Annotated in this window: 5 protein-coding genes; 1 reads left to right on the top strand and 4 read right to left on the bottom strand. The window is 56.3% G+C overall.

Features of this window, described 5'->3' with window-relative positions:
- Positions 1-122: 122 nt before the first annotated feature.
- From VH413_04125 to uvrA, 3 genes are all read right to left on the bottom strand, one after another.
- Positions 123-473: an iron-sulfur cluster assembly accessory protein gene (locus VH413_04125; GenBank protein ID HEX3797866.1), complete on the bottom strand. Its 351-nt coding sequence runs from the start codon at positions 471-473 to the stop codon at positions 123-125.
- Positions 474-560: 87 nt separating this feature from the next.
- Complete coding sequence (locus VH413_04120) at positions 561-3,272, bottom strand: tetratricopeptide repeat protein (protein ID HEX3797865.1); 2,712 nt, start codon at positions 3,270-3,272, stop codon at positions 561-563.
- A 7-nt stretch (positions 3,273-3,279) separates the two neighbouring features.
- On the bottom strand, positions 3,280-6,210 hold the full coding sequence (gene uvrA, locus VH413_04115) for an excinuclease ABC subunit UvrA (protein ID HEX3797864.1): 2,931 nt from the start codon (positions 6,208-6,210) through the stop codon (positions 3,280-3,282).
- Positions 6,211-6,420: 210 nt separating this feature from the next.
- Here uvrA and VH413_04110 point away from each other — a divergent pair, with 210 nt between their 5' ends.
- A complete protein-coding gene (locus tag VH413_04110; protein HEX3797863.1) occupies positions 6,421-10,521 on the top strand; it encodes an IPT/TIG domain-containing protein in 4,101 nt (1,366 codons plus the stop codon).
- 427 nt (positions 10,522-10,948) lie between these two features.
- On the opposite strand, the gene VH413_04105 is transcribed toward VH413_04110, so the two are convergent.
- Complete coding sequence (locus VH413_04105) at positions 10,949-18,373, bottom strand: S8 family serine peptidase (protein HEX3797862.1); 7,425 nt, start codon at positions 18,371-18,373, stop codon at positions 10,949-10,951.
- Positions 18,374-18,394: the final 21 nt, after the last annotated feature.

Genomic DNA, 18,394 nt, shown 5'->3' with positions numbered 1-18,394 from the left:
CAATTAAAACTCCGCTGGGATTTTTTTGATTTTAACCGGCGAGCGTTTCTCGAAAAGCGGGCAAAAAAAGCCGTCTCGCATCGCACGAGACGGCGTTGTACAGCCTGCGGGACAATTCCCGGTCAGGCCTCAAAGGATTTTCCGCAACCGCAACTTTGACGGGCATTCGGGTTTGTGATCTTGAAACCGGAAGCGTTGAGCCCGTCGTTGAAATCAAGAATGGAGCCCTGGATATGACCAGCGCTAACTGGATCCACCAGCACGGTCACACCGTGCATTTCCACAAATAAATCTTCGGGGCGCTTTTCATCGAAGACCATGCCGTATTGCTTGCCCGAGCAGCCGCCCTGCTCCACATAAACGCGCAGATGTTTTCCGGTGTTTTCCGAGTTACTTTCGACCAGATGCCGGATTTGTCCGGCCGCACTTTCTGTGAGGTTAATGACTGATTCGGTTGGAGTGGCTGCGCTCATGTTTGACTCTCTGGATGAATTCTAACCGCTTTAAACTTTCGTGTCAAACTGCGGAAAATCTTTTTTAAAATAATTTGCTGATCCAAATCAATTCTTTGCGGATGCACTTTGGCTTTCCTGCAACTTCGCGATTTTTTTCTCGAGTGTCGCCCGCAACGGCGGCGCGATGGAAATCAATCGCTCATAAAATTGTACCGCTTGCGCGTTCTCGCCCAGGTCTTCGGCAAGTTTGCCGGCATCCAGCCCCGCTTCTTTCACCCAAATCAAATCGGCTTGTTCGGTGTCCCGCAAATTGCTCCCGTAAAGCACGTTCATAAAATGTTTCAATGCCTGCAAGGTCAGTCCCTTGGGATCGGCGGCTCCGGGCAGGCGCGACATTGCTTCCAAGGTTTGCCCGAGCCGGATTTCCGCCATGCTGCGCGTGGTGGCGTCCGCCAGCGCGGCGTTCGCGTTGATGATAAGCGTGAAGGCGTTGCTGGCGGTTTCGTATTGCGACATCTGATTTTCCGGCAGCGCGAAATAACAATCACCCAACCGACCCCATGCGCGAATAGCGATCGGGGTGTTCGTATAAGTGTCCACGACCAGGCGGAAAAAATAAATGGCGTTCTGGTATTTCCCGGGAGTGGTTGCCGGAGGCAGCGCCAGCGCGGCATCACCACTCGCGAACAAGGCCTGCGCGATGACGGTGGGCGGGCAATTCGACAGGCTGATGAGGTTTGTGAAATAGGAAATCGCCGCTTGTGGACTCTGGTTGGCCAGCGCGGCGCGTCCGGCCATCATGCGCGCCTCGAGCGCGAGGCTGGACTTCGGCCAATCGCTGAAGATTTCCTTGTAGCTCAATTCCGCTTTTTGAAAATCCTCCTGCCGCCAGTAATAATCACCGACCCAATGCTGCGCGCGCGCCGGCAGATCATTGCTCAAGGCCACAGGGTTAGTCGCAAACTGCGTCACGAAACTCGTGAATAAATAAAACGCATTCGTCTCGGGCGTATTCGCGGCCAGTGCCGCGCGATAATTTGCCGACGCCCGGGAAAATTCCGCGCGCGGCAGCGCCGGATCGTTCGTGTAAGTCTGCACCCACTTGTCGTACAGGTTGATCGCCTCCATCCAGTTGGCTTCGGATTCATAAGTGCGGGCCATGGCAAGTTTCATTTCGGGCAGCAAATCGGAGTTGGGATATTGCGTGAGGAAGCGGGAAAAAAGTTCGCGCGCCTTGGCCGGTGTCTCGGCCTGGCCCACCAGCAGAAGGCTGTCGTCCGCAAGCGAGCCGTTGGGAAATAACTCGAGCATTTTATTCATCGCCTCGGTCGCGACGGCGAGATTGCTCTGCGAAAGACTCGCCTGCACCATTTGATAAAGCGCGGGCTCGAACAATTCGTTTTTGACGGCGGGAAGCGAATCGTATTTCTCAATCACCAGGCGATAGTTCGCCACGGCGCCGGAAAAATCTTTTTGCTGATAGAGCGTGTCCGCGAGCTTGAACCGCGCGACGGCCTGATCCTCGGAAAATGGCAGCAAATCACCCGCGCGTCCGAACGCCGCCTGGCTTTCCGCGGTGCGGCCCTGGGCATCCAAACACCAAGCGAGATTCAACTCGGCTTTCCCTAAATATTCACTATTGGGAAAATTTCGAATGATGGTTTCAAAATTTGTTTCGGCGGATTGCAACGGATTTATGACACTCGCGTTATTGGTCGGCTGAAAATATTCCTTCAACCGCAATTCACCGAGCACCAGCAGTTCAAAATCCGCGGTCTTGGGATTGTCTTTCAAAAAATCACTGAGTTTTTGCGCGGCATCCGCCGTCTGGTTTTGGCGCAGGTTCAAGTCTACGATCCGCAACAGCGCCTGTCGCCGTACCGCGGGCAGATCATTCGTCAAATTGATTTCGTAACTGCGCACGGCGGACGGCATGTCGTCGAGTTGCTCATGGATCTGGCCTTGCAGGAAAAAACTCTTGGCTTTGAGTTCGGGCCGGTTGGCCGCCTCCGCCACCATCAGCAAATTTGTGCTCGCTTCCAGCGCCGCTTGCGCCTGGCCATCGGCCATCTGCACGCGGCACAAAAGAAATTGCCGCTCCCATTCCAGCTCCGGCCGCAAATGTTCCGTGGCGATACCCTGCAAAGTTTTGCCGGCGGCGGCGTAATCTTTTTGCGCCAGCTCGGCTTCGCTCAACAGCAATAATCCGCTCACGACTAATTCGTCGCTCTGGTTCGTGCGGGCAAATTGTTGAAACAAGCTGGACGGCTCACGCAGTTCTTCGATCACCTTCGGCCAGGATTCCAGTTTTGCGTGTGCCTCGGCCTCGCGAAAAATCGCCTCGAGCCGAAGCGGTGAATTCGGATTTTCCCGCACGAGCCTTGCGAAGGTGTCCGCCGACTGCTGATAATTTTGTTTCTTCGCGTAGGACTTGGCCGTCCAATAATCAAACTGGTCGGCTACCCCGCTTCCGCGATTGGTTTGCGAGGACAGCAACGAGATCACGGCGTCGTATTTGCCTTGTTCATAAAGCGCGCGCGATTCAAATACCACTGCGTCCGCGTAATGTTCCGAGTCGGGAAATTTTTTGATGAACTGCGAAAAATTTGTCTCGACCATCGCCCACAGCAATGGCGACTTGGCGTCTTCAAAATGTTTCAGGTCCGCTTCCCATGCGCGTTTTTCAGTTGAACTTGCGGCCACCGCGGGAAGGCTGGCCAGCGCGATAAATAATATCACGAGCAGACGCATGGCCATCGGCGAAAAAAATTCGCCGGCCGGGCGCGTGAATTTGAAGTTATGGAAATCCGGCTTCACAAAATATTTATCCAACAATCCCCGGCAACATACGACTCAAATATTGGCCAGTATAACTTTCCGCGCAACGCGCCACGTCCTCGGGCGTGCCTTGCGCCACGATGCGCCCGCCGCCCGCGCCGCCTTCCGGTCCCAGGTCAATGACCCAATCAGCGGTCTTGATCACTTCCAAATTATGCTCGATGACCAGGAGCGTGTTTCCTGACGCGCGCAATTTGAACAAGACTTCGAGCAATTTCGCGACGTCGTGAAAATGCAGGCCGGTCGTAGGCTCGTCGAGAATGTAGAGCGTGCGGCCCGTGGCTTTTCGCGTAAGTTCCGCCGCGAGTTTGATGCGTTGCGCTTCGCCGCCGCTCAAGGTCGTGGCCGCCTGGCCAACGCCGATGTAGCCGAGCCCCACGTCCGCGAGCGTCAGGCACGGATCATAAATCTGCGGCACCGCGCGGAAAAAATTCACCGCTTCGTCCACGGTCATGTCGAGCACGTCGGCGATGTTCATGCCCTTGTAACTGATCTCCAGAGTCTCGCGATTGTAACGGCGGCCATTGCACGCCTCGCATGTCACATACACCGGTGGCAAAAAATGCATTTCGATTTTGATCAACCCATCGCCCTGGCACTTCTCGCAACGTCCGCCTTTCACGTTGAAACTGAAACGGCCGGCTTCGTAGCCACGGATGCGCGCGGCGGGCAATTTCGCAAACAGATCACGGATGTGATTGAACATGCCGGTGTAAGTCGCGGGATTGCTGCGCGGCGTGCGGCCAATCGGCGTCTGGTCAATGACGATAACCTTGTCCAAATTTTCAAAGCCGCGCAGTTCGCGATGCAAACCCGGGCGTTCTTTCGAGCCATGAAATTTTCGGAACAAGGCGCGCCGCAAAATATCGTCCACCAGCGTGCTCTTGCCTGAACCACTCACGCCGGTCACGCACGTCATCGTTCCAAGCGGAATGCGGGCGTCAATGTTTCGCAGATTATTTTCGCGCGCGCCGAGGACTTCCAGCCAGCCACGCTCTTCGGTGGGCTTGAGGCGTTTTTTCGGCACGGCGACGCTTAATTCTCCCGTCAGATATTTCGCGGTGAGCGAACGCGGTGTCGCCAAAACTTCCGTGAGTGTGCCCGCAGCCACGACTTCGCCGCCGCGCACGCCCGCGCCGGGACCGAGATCCAAAATGTAATCGGCGCGGCGGATGGTGTCTTCGTCATGTTCAACGACGAGGACCGAATTGCCCAGATTTCGCAGGCCTTCGAGCGTTTTCAAAAGGCGTTCGTTGTCGCGCTGATGCAGACCGATGCTCGGCTCGTCCAAAATATAAAGCACGCCCACCAGGCCCGCGCCGATCTGGGTCGCGAGCCGAATGCGTTGAGCTTCGCCACCGCTCAACGTGCCACTCTCGCGATTCAAGGTGAGGTAACCGAGGCCGACATTTTTCAGGAAGCCAAGGCGTGCGCGGATTTCGCGGATAATCTCATTGGCGATCTTTTGCTGAAACTCGCTGAGCTTGAGTCCGGCAAAAAATTCGTCTGCCGCCGTGATCGAAAGCGAACACGTTTCCATGATGGAAAGGCCGGGAACATTTGGCGGTTTTGATTTGGGAATTTTATATTCCTCGGGCACAGTGGCATCGCCAATCGTCACCGCAAGTACTTCGGGCTTGAGCCGCTGGCCGCCGCAAGCGTCGCAGAATTGCGGGCTCATAAAACTCTTGAGGCGGTTGCGGGTGAATTCGCTTTCGCTTTCCTGATAGAGGCGCTCAAGGTTGGGAACCACGCCTTCAAACGGGCGCGATATTTTGCTGACCTTGCCCGCGCGCGAAAAATAAAAACCGACTTCGGTTTCGCCGGAACCCCACATGAGCACGCGCTTGAAATCATCGGGTAACGATTTGTAAGGCGTCTCCAGATTCTGCTGGTAATGTTCCGCGAGTCCGCGCAAAAGACTTTTATAATAAACAACCATGCGCTTGCCGCCGCGACGCCACGGCAACACGGCGCCTTGCTCAAGTGATTTCTCCGGATCGGGCACGACGAGGCCTTCGTCGAACACCAGTTTCTGGCCAAGGCCGTGACAAACGGGACACGCACCGGCAGGTGAATTAAACGAAAAATGTTTGGGCGTCAGCGGTTCGTAGCTGAGGCCGGTGGCGGGACTATAATTGCGATTGGAATGAAGCGTCTCGGTCCAAGTATTGGAGGGCTCAGTCCCGCCCGGCTGATGCAACGCGACCAAGCGCCCTTCTCCCCAGCGTAGCGACGTTTCCACGGAGTCGCTAAGACGCACGCGGATTTTGTCGTCAATGACGAGGCGATCCACGACGGCTTCGATGGTGTGTTTCTGCTTGGGATCGAGCTTCACGCGGACGTTGTTGGCAAGCTCGACCAATTCGCCATCCACGCGCGCGCGGACAAAGCCTTCGCGGCCGAGCCGTTCGACGACGTCACGAAATTCTCCCTTTTGTTCGCGCACGACCGGGGCGAGCAGCATCACGCGCGTCTTGGGCGGCAGCGCGAGAATTCTGTCCACGATATCGCTCGTGGTTTGCGCCACGATGGGCACGCCGCTGATCGGGCAATGCGCCTGGCCGATGTGCGCGAACAGGAGACGAAGATAATCGTAAATCTCCGTGGTGGTGGCGATGATCGAGCGCGGGCTCGTGCCGGAACTGCGTTGTTCGATGGCAATCGCCGGTGACAAACCCTCGATGAAATCCACCTCGGGTTTTTGCATTTGGTCGAGGAACTGGCGGGCGTAAGCCGAAAGCGATTCGACGTATTTGCGCTGGCCTTCCGCATAAATCGTGTCGAAGGCGAGCGAAGATTTTCCTGAGCCGCTCAAGCCGGTGATCACCACGAGCTGATCGCGCGGAATCGTGAGGGTGAGGTTCTTGAGATTGTGCTCCCGCGCGCCGCCGATTTTTATGAAACCTTGTGCCATTTCAGCCAAATTTGTTGATTGAACAATCGCTAAATCTAACCGAGAGCGCGGCGGATGCAAAGGGCAATGCGAAAAAACCGGAAATTATTGACAAGGCCATTCTGATTTACGAAAAATTATCCGACATAATACAGGGAAACGTCTCGCGCAAATGAACGGCTGTGGCGAAACGCATCTTTGAATACAGGAATCAGTCCGCGCCGCATATTTATGAAATTATTCATTCAAGGTGGAAACGCAGGGAGACTTCAAATTCGCTTTTTGCAGGTTCTTTCGCTTCTGGCAATCCTATCGCTCGCATTGAACGCCGCAGCCGATCCAGTGCCGCCGCCGATGATTAGCCAAATCGTTCCGAACTTTGGGCCAACGAACGGCGGGGCCATTGTCACCATCACTGGAACTGGTTTTCAGCCGGGCACGACGGTAAGTTTTGGCAGCAGCGCTGCCTTGTCCGTCAGCGTGAACAGCAACGCACTCACGGTCATTACTCCTCCGGCATATTTTGGCCCGGTGAGCGTTACGGTCAGCAATGTTGACGGCAAAAGCTCAATGCTGCTTCAGGGATATACTTATCACATTGAACCCAGCTACATTTGGACCACGATTGCCGGCACGGCAATAGCCGGTTCGGTGGACGGAACCAATAATGGCGCTCATTTTAACCGGCCATCAGGAATCGCCAAAGATGCGCAGGGAAATATTTATATCGCTAACACTTTCGACTCGACTATTCGTGAGTTGATGCGCAACGGCACGAATTGGGTTTCGAGCACCATTGCGGGCCTGCCCGGAGTCATCGGCACGAACGACGGCATTGGCAGTGGCGCATTATTTTTTGAGCCGGATGCGATTGCGGTTGACCCTTCCGGGAATATTTATGTGGGAGATAATCATAATCTTGTGCTGCGCAAGTTGACCCTGTCGGGAACGAATTGGGTAGTGAGCACCGTCGCGGGTTCACTGATTTCGTTCGGTTCGGTGGATGGGACGAATGGCATGATACGGTTTCAATCCATTGGTGGACTGACCAGCGACGCGATGGGGAATATTTATATCTCTGACGGCAGGGCAGTGCGAAAGCTCACCACGGACGGCACTAACTTTATATGCACCACGCTGGCCACTGGGTTCTCCAGTTTGCTTGGCATTGGGCTGGATAACAGTGGGGATATTTATGTGGCCGATTCTTCGACAGATGGCATCTATCAGCTTGTGCCGAGCGGCACGAATTGGATAAAAAATCTTCTCACGGGCACTTCTTCTGGCAGTAATGACGGGACGAATGGCAGCATCCAATTATCCGTGCCTTATGGAATTACGGTGGATGCGCAGACCAATCTTTTTGTCGCGGATGAATTCAATGATGCCATCCGCGAGCTTTCGCCGGTCGGAACGAATTGGATTTCGAGCACGATAGCGGGCGTTCCCCGCATTGTTGGAAGCACGGATGGAACGAATACCAACGCGTTGTTCTTTCGTCCGCAGGGAATCATTCTGGATGCCCAAAACAATCTTGTCATTGCGGACACGCTCAACTGCACGATCCGCGAATTGACACCGGCGGGCACGAATTGGATTTCGAGCACGATTGCCGGGCAGGCTGGTTCAATCGGCATCGCGGATGGAGCGAATGGCAGCGTTCAATTTGACCGACCGACGGGGATTGCCGTGGACGGCGGCACAAATATTTATGTGGCGGACAGCCTTGCAAGCACTGTGCGCAAGTTGTCTTTTGACGGTACGAATTGGAACTCCAGCACGATTGCCGGAAAACCATTCCGCGGAATCGCGGCCAACGGCACCAATCAATCTACGACGTTTGTTCTTCCCTGGACGGTGGCCGCGGATGCGGCGTCGAATGTTTATGTTGCGGACGAAACTTCGGTGCGCAAGCTGACTTTGACTGGCACTAATTACGTCGCCAAAACGATTGGGGGCAATTTGACTTTAACAGGCAACCCGCCATCGTCCCTGGATACTCCACAGGGAATTGCATTGGATACGAGCAGCAATGTGTATATTTCGGACACCGAAGGAACCGCCATCGTCAAGCTCGCCTTGTTCAATGGCTCTTATTCGCCAAGTACCATCGCCGGTCCGGCCATGCTGACTACGGGCACGAACGACGGCGTCAGCGCGAATATTCGTTTCAGTTTTCCTACGGGAATCGCGGCGGATACGCGCACCAATCTTTACATCGCGGACACTGATAATAATACGATTCGCGAACTCACGCTGAGCAACAGTGCCTGGATTTCCACCACGATTGCGGGACAGCCGGGAATTTCGGGCATTGTGGACGGGACGAATAATGCGGCGCTCTTTTTCCATCCGATGGGGATCGCGGTGGATATGCAAACGAACTTGTATATTACCGATAGCGGAAATTATACGATCCGGAAGTTGTCGCCGGTGGGTACGAATTGGGTTTCGATGACGATTGGTGGTTTGCCCGGCGCTTATGGCAGCGCGGACGGCCTCAATAACGAGACACTTTTCTCTGATGTCAACGCTGTTGCCATTGATGCGAACGGGAATTTGTACGTCGCGGATAGTGACAATAATACTATTCGTCTCGCGACATTCCTGCCCGCAAACAAGTTGACGCCCAACATCACGTGGCCCACGCCTGCGACGGTTGAATATGGGGCTGCGCTTGATACGAACCAACTCGACGCGTCTGCGGATGTGGCTGGTTCATTCAGCTACAATCCGGGGGCTGGGGTGGTGCTTTCGCCCGGCACGAATATATTGTCGGCTGTTTTCACACCGGTGGATTCGATTGATTATAATACCGTGACTTCAACGGTCGCTTTCGTTGTTCTTAGTTTTCCACCGGTGGTTACGCTGACTCCGGCTAATCCGGTGGGCATATTGAGCAATAGCCTGACCCTTACCGCGACGGTTTCAGGTCCTGGGCCGTTTATTTATCAATGGCAAATACATGGAACGAATGTGCCCAATAATTTTATTAAAACTATCGCGGGGAATGGTTCCGCGACTGTGACCGATGGCGTCGCGGCGACCAATTCCGCTTTGAGTGCCCCAATGGGATTGGCCTCAGATTTAGCAGGCAATTTCTATATCGCGGATACGCAAGACAGTCGCATTCGCAAAATTGGGACCGATGGAATCATCACGACGGTGGCCGGAACCAACAATTCCTTTATTACCTTCGGCGGAGACGGTGGTCCGGCGGTGATCGCTAATTTGTCGCAGCCGAGTGGGGTGACGGTTGATGCGATCGGAAATATTTACATTGCTGACACCGCCAATAATCGCGTCCGCAAGGTGGATACCAATGGCATCATTACAACCTTTGCTGGAACCAATACTGCCACGCTTGGCGACGGCGGGCCTGCCGTTAAAGCGGGACTTTCAGGGCCACAGGCCGTGGCGTTGGACGCGTCAGGGAATCTGCTCATAGCGGATACGACTCACGGCACGATTCGCAAGGTGGATGCGAATGGGATCATCACAACTATCGCGGGAAGCATGGCGAAGAGCAGAACTTTTTCCGGCGACGGCGGCGCGGCGACCAATGCTGGCTTGTCTTCGCCGGGCGCCCTGGCGGTGGATGCACATGGCAATCTTTTTATTGCTGATACCGCGAATGGCCGCATTCGCGTGGTGGATACCAATGGAATTGTCACGACGATCGCGGGAAAAGGTTCCGGAGCGTTCTCCGGTGACGGTGGACAGGCTACGAATGCCGTGCTTTCATCTCCGACGGGGGTGGCCTTGGATAGCTTTGGCAATATTTTTATCGCGGATACGGGTAATGGGCGCATCCGCGTGGTGAATACGAATGGGATCATCACGACTGTCGGAGGCAAGGGCGCGGGAAGTTTCTCGGGGGATGGTGGTTCGCCTACGAATGCGGTTCTCAGTTCGCCCAGCGGTTTGATCGTGGATTCGAAGGACAGCATTTATTTCGCGGACAAGGGAAATAATCGCATCCGCGAAATTTTCACTTCGTCCACATTGGTGCTCACCAATCTTACGATCACCAACGCGGGAGTTTATGACCTGATCGTCACAAGCCCGTATGGCAGCACGACGAATAGCGTGAATTTGCCGGTGGGACTTTCTCCGTTGAGTGCGTTGGTCGCGGGTCCGGGTGTATTGCAACTGCAACTCAATGGCGCGGTGGGAGCCACTTATATTCTTCAGACGGCGACGAACCTCGCGCAGCCGGTGACGTGGACATCGGTCGCAACGAACAAGGTGGCGGCGAATGGAACGGCTTCGTTTTCGACTACTAATAGCGCTGCCACTTTGAATCGTTATTATCGGGTAAGGTTGCCGTAGCTGGTCACGATGCTGGCAGGCTTTGGAGGTTATAATTGATTTTTATGGGCGATGGCAGAGTGGTTGCAGAATTTCTTTCGTCCCTGCGGGACTTGGTTTGGAACGGATGCAAACCCAGCCATAAATGGCTGGGCTAAGGTCGGTCGTCCCTGCGGGACTTCGGATGGCGGAGCAGCTCCGCCGTACCATGCGCCGGATTATCGGTTGTCTCTGCGGGACTCGACGGAGCGGCAGTTCCGCCTTACCACGCCATAACAAGTTCCGGCGTTCTTTCAGGACGCAAAGAATAATGGGCTCGGTGTTCCGGGGGTATCGTGGCTACGCGCGCCTCAACCGCCCGGCTAATATCCAGCAACTCTCCGGGTTGCAAGAAACTGAGACGCGACAGAAACCAAGCTGCGCCCATGTGAATCAAACTACCGCCGCGTCACGGTGATGGTATTTGGATCACGCGATAGAAGGTGCTGCTGCCGGTGGGTGGCGGGGCGGTGAAGATGGTGGTTTCACCGCTGGCGGTGATGATGGCAATCTCCATCCACGGGCCAATGGGCGTTGGCGCGGAATCGATTTCGTACATCTCGCCTTGCACGGTCGGGATGGTAAGGGTCGGGCCCAATGGGGAGCCGACAGGTGGCACCATAATGGTGGGCGTGATGGGCACTTGTGAGGGCAGGATGCCATTGGTTCCGGTCACGACGGCGTGGATGGTGTAGGTCACGTTGCCGGCGGTGTCATTAGGCACGCCGAGGAACCAAGTGCCGTTGATGTTCGTGCCAAGCTCATTCGTGCGGATGACGATCTGTTCGTTCGTCCGGCCGGCGTTGCCGCTGAAGGCGAAAAACGGCGTGGTGTAGGGCAAGGCTCCGCGTTGCAGCGTGAGATCCACGTTGCCACTGAGGCCATACAATTCAAACAGCGCCGCCGAGTTGGTATTGGTGATGGAGAATTGATAGAACGTGGACAAGGCGGGCCCAGGCGACGCGACGTTGGTGAAGCGCTCGTCGTTGGTCAAGGTGATGATCGTCGGCGGGCCGGATTGCGAGGCTTCGACGCTGTAGGTAGCGGGGCCCGTGCCGGTGTTGAAGATGCCGATATACCAGCGGCCGGGGCCGACGGGCACGGGCAGCGAATTGCTGATCACCGTGACGAGATACGGCGAGGCGGTGGCCGCGTAATCGAAGTCGGTATTGACCGGCAATGGCGGACCTTTCTTGACGAGCATTTCGAGGTTGCCGACAGGATTGAGGACCTGGAAGGCCGCCACGATGGAGTTGCTGAGCACGTCGAACTGGAAGTATTGCGGGACGTCCGTCGGCGCGATCATGCTGGCCACCGGCACGGCATTGCTCAAGGTGGTGATGTCGAAATCCACTTCGATGATGAAGGAGGCCGGGGCGGCATTGGGATTTTGCACACCGAGGTAATACGTCTGGCCCGGTTGCAATAGCGGCGAACCGTTGGTGGTGGAAAGCGTCACGACGTTGCTGCCGTTCACGCTGGAGAAGAGGGTCACGTCTCCGACGTTCGTGCCCGTGGGCGGCGCAAGCGAGCTATAATACAGATTAAGCGGCCCACCACTGACGACACTAAATTGGTTGGTGGCAAACTTCGCCCACAACGGCACGGCCACAGAGTAATAGACGATGCCTTTGCCACCCACGGTGTTGGTCTGCGGCAACGCATGTTGAAGCGGGATGGATTCCGGCAGCTTGTCGGAGACTTGCAAGCTCAACTGCCAGCTTACGAGCGAAGGCGCAGGATTGGTCGCGCCAGCACGGTTATCCAGGACTTCCAAACGCCAGTTACCAAATGCCGACTCGCCCTTGAGCTTGTCGAGGGATTCCTCCGGCAGGAAATAATTTGTGGGATTGGCCGTCGGATTCTGCACCAGCTTGAACGAATCCAAAAGCATGCCGTCCTCGATGGAGCCGTCGAAGTTGGTGTCCGGGGTGATGGTCAACACCATATTATTGCTCGGCGCGGTGAAGGTGAAGCTATTGATCTCCCATTTATCAATGCCCGATATTTCATGCGGCGCGCTGCCCAGCATAACGGTCGCGCTGACGATGCAGCCATCCGACAGGCATTTGCCGGCGCTGCCCGCGGCATAGATATCTTGAATTTCAACGACCGAAAGATCAGCGCCATAGAGTGACGCTTCGTCTATCAAGCCCTTGAAGAGGTTAACATTTCCACCGTTTAAATTCGGAACCGTTTCACCGCCCAGATTAGCGCCGATTCCCAAGTTATCTGACCCGGGGAAGATGCCGGCTGAGTAAGGCACGGTGCCTTCCAGAAGGCCGTTTATATAGACATCCAGATTGGTTCCATCATAGGTTCCGGCCACGTGTGACCATTGATTGATCGGCACTCCAATAGATGATTCGGCCAACCCATAGGCTTGGGTTTGGTCATTACCAACTGGATTCAGTGAAAAGAACACCAAGCCTCCGGCTTCCATTTGCAGGATATATGCCGTTTGACTCATGTCAATAGCATCAAACTTGGACATAATGGAATGGGAGCTACTGATGTCGGTTGGAAATATCCAAGCTTCCAATGTCATGGGGCCCGTGAACTCGAGAGTGTGCGAATCGGGAACCAGCAAGAATTGACTGGTTCCATTAAAGCTGAATGCCTCACCCACTTCGCCAGCCGCAGTTGCAATAGCGCCGTTTTCCAACATACCCTGATTATTGCCCGTAGCGCTGTCGAAGCCATTTCCTTCAGCCTTGTACCAACTAACAGGAGCCAATGATGGACGCCCGTGATTTTCAAAAGTCAGCGTGTAATTGCGGCCGGCAATCGTAGGCAGTACGCGACTGATGGATCCGGCGTGCAAAGCAACCACATTGCTTCCGGAGATCGTATTGTTTTCAGAAGCTGCAAACTGAGGCACGGTGACGACCCGCACTGCATTGCTGGCTGCCAGAGGAACTTGATTGCTATGAACCGTCCAGCCATCCACGGTTGACTGATCGAGGTACGGCCCGGCGGCGACGCCTTCAAAACTGCTTGTCAACACATTGGAACCGCCGATGCCGGCGGACGCGTTGCCAAAAGGCGGCAGGGCGAACTTGATCGGTATCGTGGCCAGGTTCGTGTCTTCGCTGAAGACGGCGTAGGTCACGTTCTTCGTCACGATCGAGGCGGTGTAAGTCCATTTGTCACCGTTCGTGTCCGGGTTCGTGCCCGGCTGGTTCATGATGATCTCGATGTTGGTGGAATTGCCCGGACCAAAATCCACGGAAATATTTCCGCTGCCAGCAATCAAGCCGGAGTCGTAAATCTGGTTTCCGTCATAGAAGACCCGCAGGTCATCCGCCAGTTGGAAGAAGTCATAGTTGATCAACAATGTGCCGGCGTCGTTGGTCAGGCCAATGGTATTGGTCGAGGCCGAGTTATCGCCATTGGCGGTGACGGGGAAAACATTCGTAACATTCATACCCGATCCATAACCGTTGGTGTCGAGGCCGCCGCGATTTTCCGCCAGCAACACGCGCGTGCCCTGCGGGCTGATCAAGGTCAGCACGAGGTCCGATTCCCGGGGATGTTCGATGCGCACACCGACTTCCGTGCTGACCACGTCGCTATTGGCATTTACGAAATTCGTCGAGTAAGTGACGGCATCATCCAGAAGCGGTTCGTTGCCTCGAGACGTGAAAGTGGCCGGCCCCGCAGCCGCCAGTGAAATCCCTAGCTGAACGGTGACCACCAGGGTAACCGGTTCAGGGTTCGGGTTGAAGATGCCGAAGAAATATCGGTCCGCATTGAGCGGTGGATTGGAGAATTTACTGATCGTCAGCGAGCCGCCGGGAGAATTGATCGCCGTGAAGAAATCGAAAATGGATTGCGTCGGGAAATCTCCTTCACGAACATACAAGTCCACAGAGTCGCTCGTGCCCTGCTGCGCGACGGTGATGGTCAGGTTCGTGGCGTCCGCGGGCACATCCACGAAATCGTAAAAGAACGATTCAGCCGGAATCTTGATGGTGAAGCCATTGAGCGGCGGCTGCGGTTCGAGCGTGATGACGAAATTCAACACCGCGCCGGTGTCCGTGAGGGAACTGTCGTTGACCATCACAAAACGCCAGATGCCATCCGACGCGGTATCGCCGGTGAAGTTGCGCAACGTGCCCGGGCCGTCACTGGTCCGCGAACCGGGTATTTCGTTTTCGCCGCTGTCGTCATACACAAACGTGTTGGTCTGGTCGGTCGTGTTGAGAAAGAACGAATGGTTGTTCAGGACGGCGCTCACAGGTTTGGCATCCTCATGCGTGAGCGTGCCGATCAAGTCGCCGAATTCCTGGTGCGTCACTTCATTCGTCACCAGAACTTTTCGGATCAACTGCGTGGAAGTGGTGACGCCGAGGATGAGCGCGTGATTCGGGTTGGAGGGTCCGCCCGGCGGGATAACGACCGGGAACGGCGTGAGCATGGTCACGATGGTATTGCCATTGCCATCGGTTTGATCGAAAGGCTCATTGACCGCGGTGGCGAGCAGATCAAATTGCGCGCCCTGCTGGTCTTCGGACTTCACGCCGATGTAATAAACCCGGGAGGGCGCATCGGTGATCAAAACTTTTTCCGTTCCCGTGCGCGACGTGGAAACGAGCGCGGTCGCCAGCGCCGCCGGATTGAGGTTCGTCAATCCCGAGTTGGTTGAGACATACAAATCCACATCGGCGCCCGCATAGCGCGTGACTCCAGGATCGGGCGAAACCAATTCGCCGGAGGCTTCCATGCGCGGCACGCCGAGGCTTGGTGGTGAGAATGTGACGAAGGCCAGATTTGTGAATGACGCGGCATTGGTCAAGGTCGGGTCCGTTATGGCGGTGTTGGTATAGACATAAAAATTCCATTGCGCGAGCGTGCCGTTGGTGCTGCCGGAGAATTGCGAATTGGCGCCGACGCGCTGGTTGAAGAGCGGCACACCATTGGTGGCGATGATCACGTTCGTCACCTCATCGGCGGTGGGAATGGTCACGGGCGTCGCCACCGCAACGAAGTTGGTGAAGGGGCTGGCCACCAGCGGCTGGCCCGGGGTGGCCACGCTGGAAATCACGAGCGCATAATCCTGCACGACGCTGGTGTTGTTGGCGGTCACGGCATTTACATTCACGCGGCGGCCGAGCACGGTGATGGTGAAGTTCGTATCCACCGGTTCTTGCAGGAACACGTTCTCGACGTTGTTCACCGAATCGGCAATCGGCGAGTTGGTGTCGCCTAATTCATTATAAATACTGCCGGCGGGAATATCGTTGCCGTAATAATAATTGCTTTGGCTGTCGCGCACGATCAGGTCGAGGTCATTCACCAGTTTCGTGCCGGCGACGGGGTTGCCGGGCGGGTCGGTCCAAACCAAAGTGATGCGCAAATCCTGGTTCTGCCCGTCGGGCGTGACCGTGATGTTATAGGAATTGCTCTGGCCGGTCGCGATGACGTTTGTAAGGTTCTGGTCAATGAACAAGACGGGCATGGTGTTCCGGTTCGCGGCGGTGAAGTTCGCGAAGGGGGGTGGCAAGGTATTTGTCAGGCTCGGCACGCCCCAGCCTTGCGAGTTCAGGCCGGTGTTCACTTGCAAATCGTAATCGTCGAGCGGATTCGCGCCGTTGATCAATAGCGCCTTCATCAATGCCGGGCTGTAACTCAAAGAATGCGTGTTGAAGAATTCCTGCATGCACGCGAGCATGCCGGACACGCCCGCCGCCGCCATGCTGGTGCCGGATTCGTAGCGATAATAAACCGGGCTGTTCGAGCCGAACGAATTATTCAAGTTGCTCAAGGCGATGAAGAATCCGGTGTCGTTCGTCGAGAAGACATGGATAGTCACATCATAATTGATGGGTGGATTGGTCAGGTTGCCGATGCCGACGCGCAAGGAATCGAAGGGCACGAGCGCAAGGCCGTTGGTGGGAAATACTACGGCGTTGGTCCCGACGAAATCATTCGTGGTGGGATTGACGACGGTGCTGTTGATGACGGCGTAGATGGGAATGGGCGGCATCGGGTTCGGCGAAAAGCGGTTGGTCGAGATGATGACCTCGATGCGCACGTCGTTGTCCTCGATGAAAATGGGCGGCAGCAAATCCAATAGGTTGGTGGTGACGTTGCGGTTGGGCAGAAAAGTTTGGGTGTCGTTGGTGGGATTGTAATAGGCTTGCTGATCCCATTGCTGCGAGCGGTCGGAGATCACGTAAGTGCCGGGGGCGACGAGGTCGGGTTTGAAACGGCCCGCCGTGCCTTCGACCGACACGCCGACGTTGCCGCGGCTCGAAAAATCCGCGACTTGATCGCTGCTGTCGGTGTCTGCCTGGAACGGGAAATTCGTCATGCCATCCACCACGGCGTCATTGGTGATGTTGCGCAACTGCTCGACGGCGCCGACGGTGATCACGTTTTTGGCGGTCGCGGGAGAAAGGATGGTGTCGGCATCACCAGCGGTTCCGTCGGTGGCCGCGCCGCCGTCGTTGCCGGCGGAGAAGACGTAGAGGATGGGCTGCGAACCGGTGACTTCGGGCAAGGCGTCGCGGACGGCGGCGTCGTAGCTGGCGGCGGCGATGTCGTAGCCGGCGTCACCGGTGTAGTTCCAACTGTTGTTGGAGATGAAGGCGTTGGTGCGGGCGGCGGTTTCCTGCATGTACGAATCGGGTTCGAGGAATGAGATGACGAAGGCGTCGGCGCTGGGGGCGAGGCCGCGGAAAACTAATGGACTTGCGTTGGGGGCGTTGTTGGTGGCGGAACCGGGCGGGACGGGTGAGACGGTGGTGGATTCGGTGCCGCTGCCCATGATTGTGCCGGCGACGTGCGTGCCGTGGCCGGAGGTGTCCACGAGATTCCCCGGATTATCGCTGGTGAGGCGACCGGTGAGATCGGGATGGGTGGCGTCCACGCCGTCGTCATTGATGTTGAGGAGGACGCCGTTGCCGCTTAGGCCGAGGTAATTGGTGGTGGTGAAATTATCGGTTGCGGCGCCGAGGGTCGGGCGGACCAGATCGTTTGCGTGGACGCGGCGATGCAGGGCGGCGACGACTTGGACGCCGGGGAGGCTGGCTACTGCGGACAGGGTTCCTTGCGCGGGTTCGACGGCGAGGACGGGGCCGAAGGGCGATTGGTCTTGGCCGACGACGATGGCGCCCATTTGGTCGAGGGCGGTGCGGGTGGCTTGAATGGCGTCGGGGAAGACGGTGAGTTTAACGCCGTTGGGCGGGGTCGCGGAGGTATCGGTCATCGCGAGTTGCAGGAGGGACGGGTCGAGTTTGTAGTAGGGCTGATACGCGAGGACGCTTTGGGTTTGGGGGTTGGCGGAAAGTTGTTGCGCGCCGGAATCGGAGACGCGGACGAGATAGGCGTTGTTGGGGATGTAGGAAACGATCGTGGCGTTTGCGTTGCGCAGGGTTTCGCGGAAATTATCGTCCAAGGCTCCGCGCGCCTGGACGATGTAGCTGCCGCCGTTGGCGGGGGCGCGCAGGCGATCGGGAATGGAGGCGAGGTCGAGCGCTTTGCCGGTGTCGAACATGGCGTTGCCGAGCAGGATGGCTTTGTCGTTGTGGATCAACTGCTGGACGGATTCGGTGGAGTTGGTCAGGCGATAGGGATAGGGGTTTTTCTTTTTGGCGGCGGCGATGGCGGCGGGCGAAAGCGCGGGTGCGAGAACGGCGGCGTTGGTGGTGGCAACTGCCGGGGCGAAGGCGTGCGGGGTGGTGGATTTGTGGGCGTTGCCGGATGGCTCGGCGGCTTGATGGGCGGCATTTTTTTCGGCCTGCCATTGGTCGCCGAGATGCCAGGAATATACCGCGCCTCCGAGGCAAAGCAGACATACCGCGTACCAGAACAAAGACTTCCGCTGCATAAGTAATTTAGGCTTTCTTCC

Source organism: Verrucomicrobiia bacterium, assembly GCA_036268055.1.
In the GTDB taxonomy this organism is placed as follows: domain Bacteria; phylum Verrucomicrobiota; class Verrucomicrobiia; order Limisphaerales; family Pedosphaeraceae; genus DATAUW01.
Note: the sequence above shows the minus strand (reverse complement) of the source record. Positions and strands in the feature narration are given on the sequence as shown.

Excerpts from the sequence above, each read along its gene's own strand:
- VH413_04125 (HEX3797866.1), bottom strand. The coding sequence starts at position 473 with ATGAGCGCAGCCACTCCAACCGAATCAGTCATTAACCTCACAGAAAGT.
- uvrA (HEX3797864.1), bottom strand. The coding sequence starts at position 6,210 with ATGGCACAAGGTTTCATAAAAATCGGCGGCGCGCGGGAGCACAATCTC.
- VH413_04110 (HEX3797863.1), top strand. The coding sequence starts at position 6,421 with ATGAAATTATTCATTCAAGGTGGAAACGCAGGGAGACTTCAAATTCGC.
- VH413_04105 (HEX3797862.1), bottom strand. The coding sequence starts at position 18,373 with ATGCAGCGGAAGTCTTTGTTCTGGTACGCGGTATGTCTGCTTTGCCTC.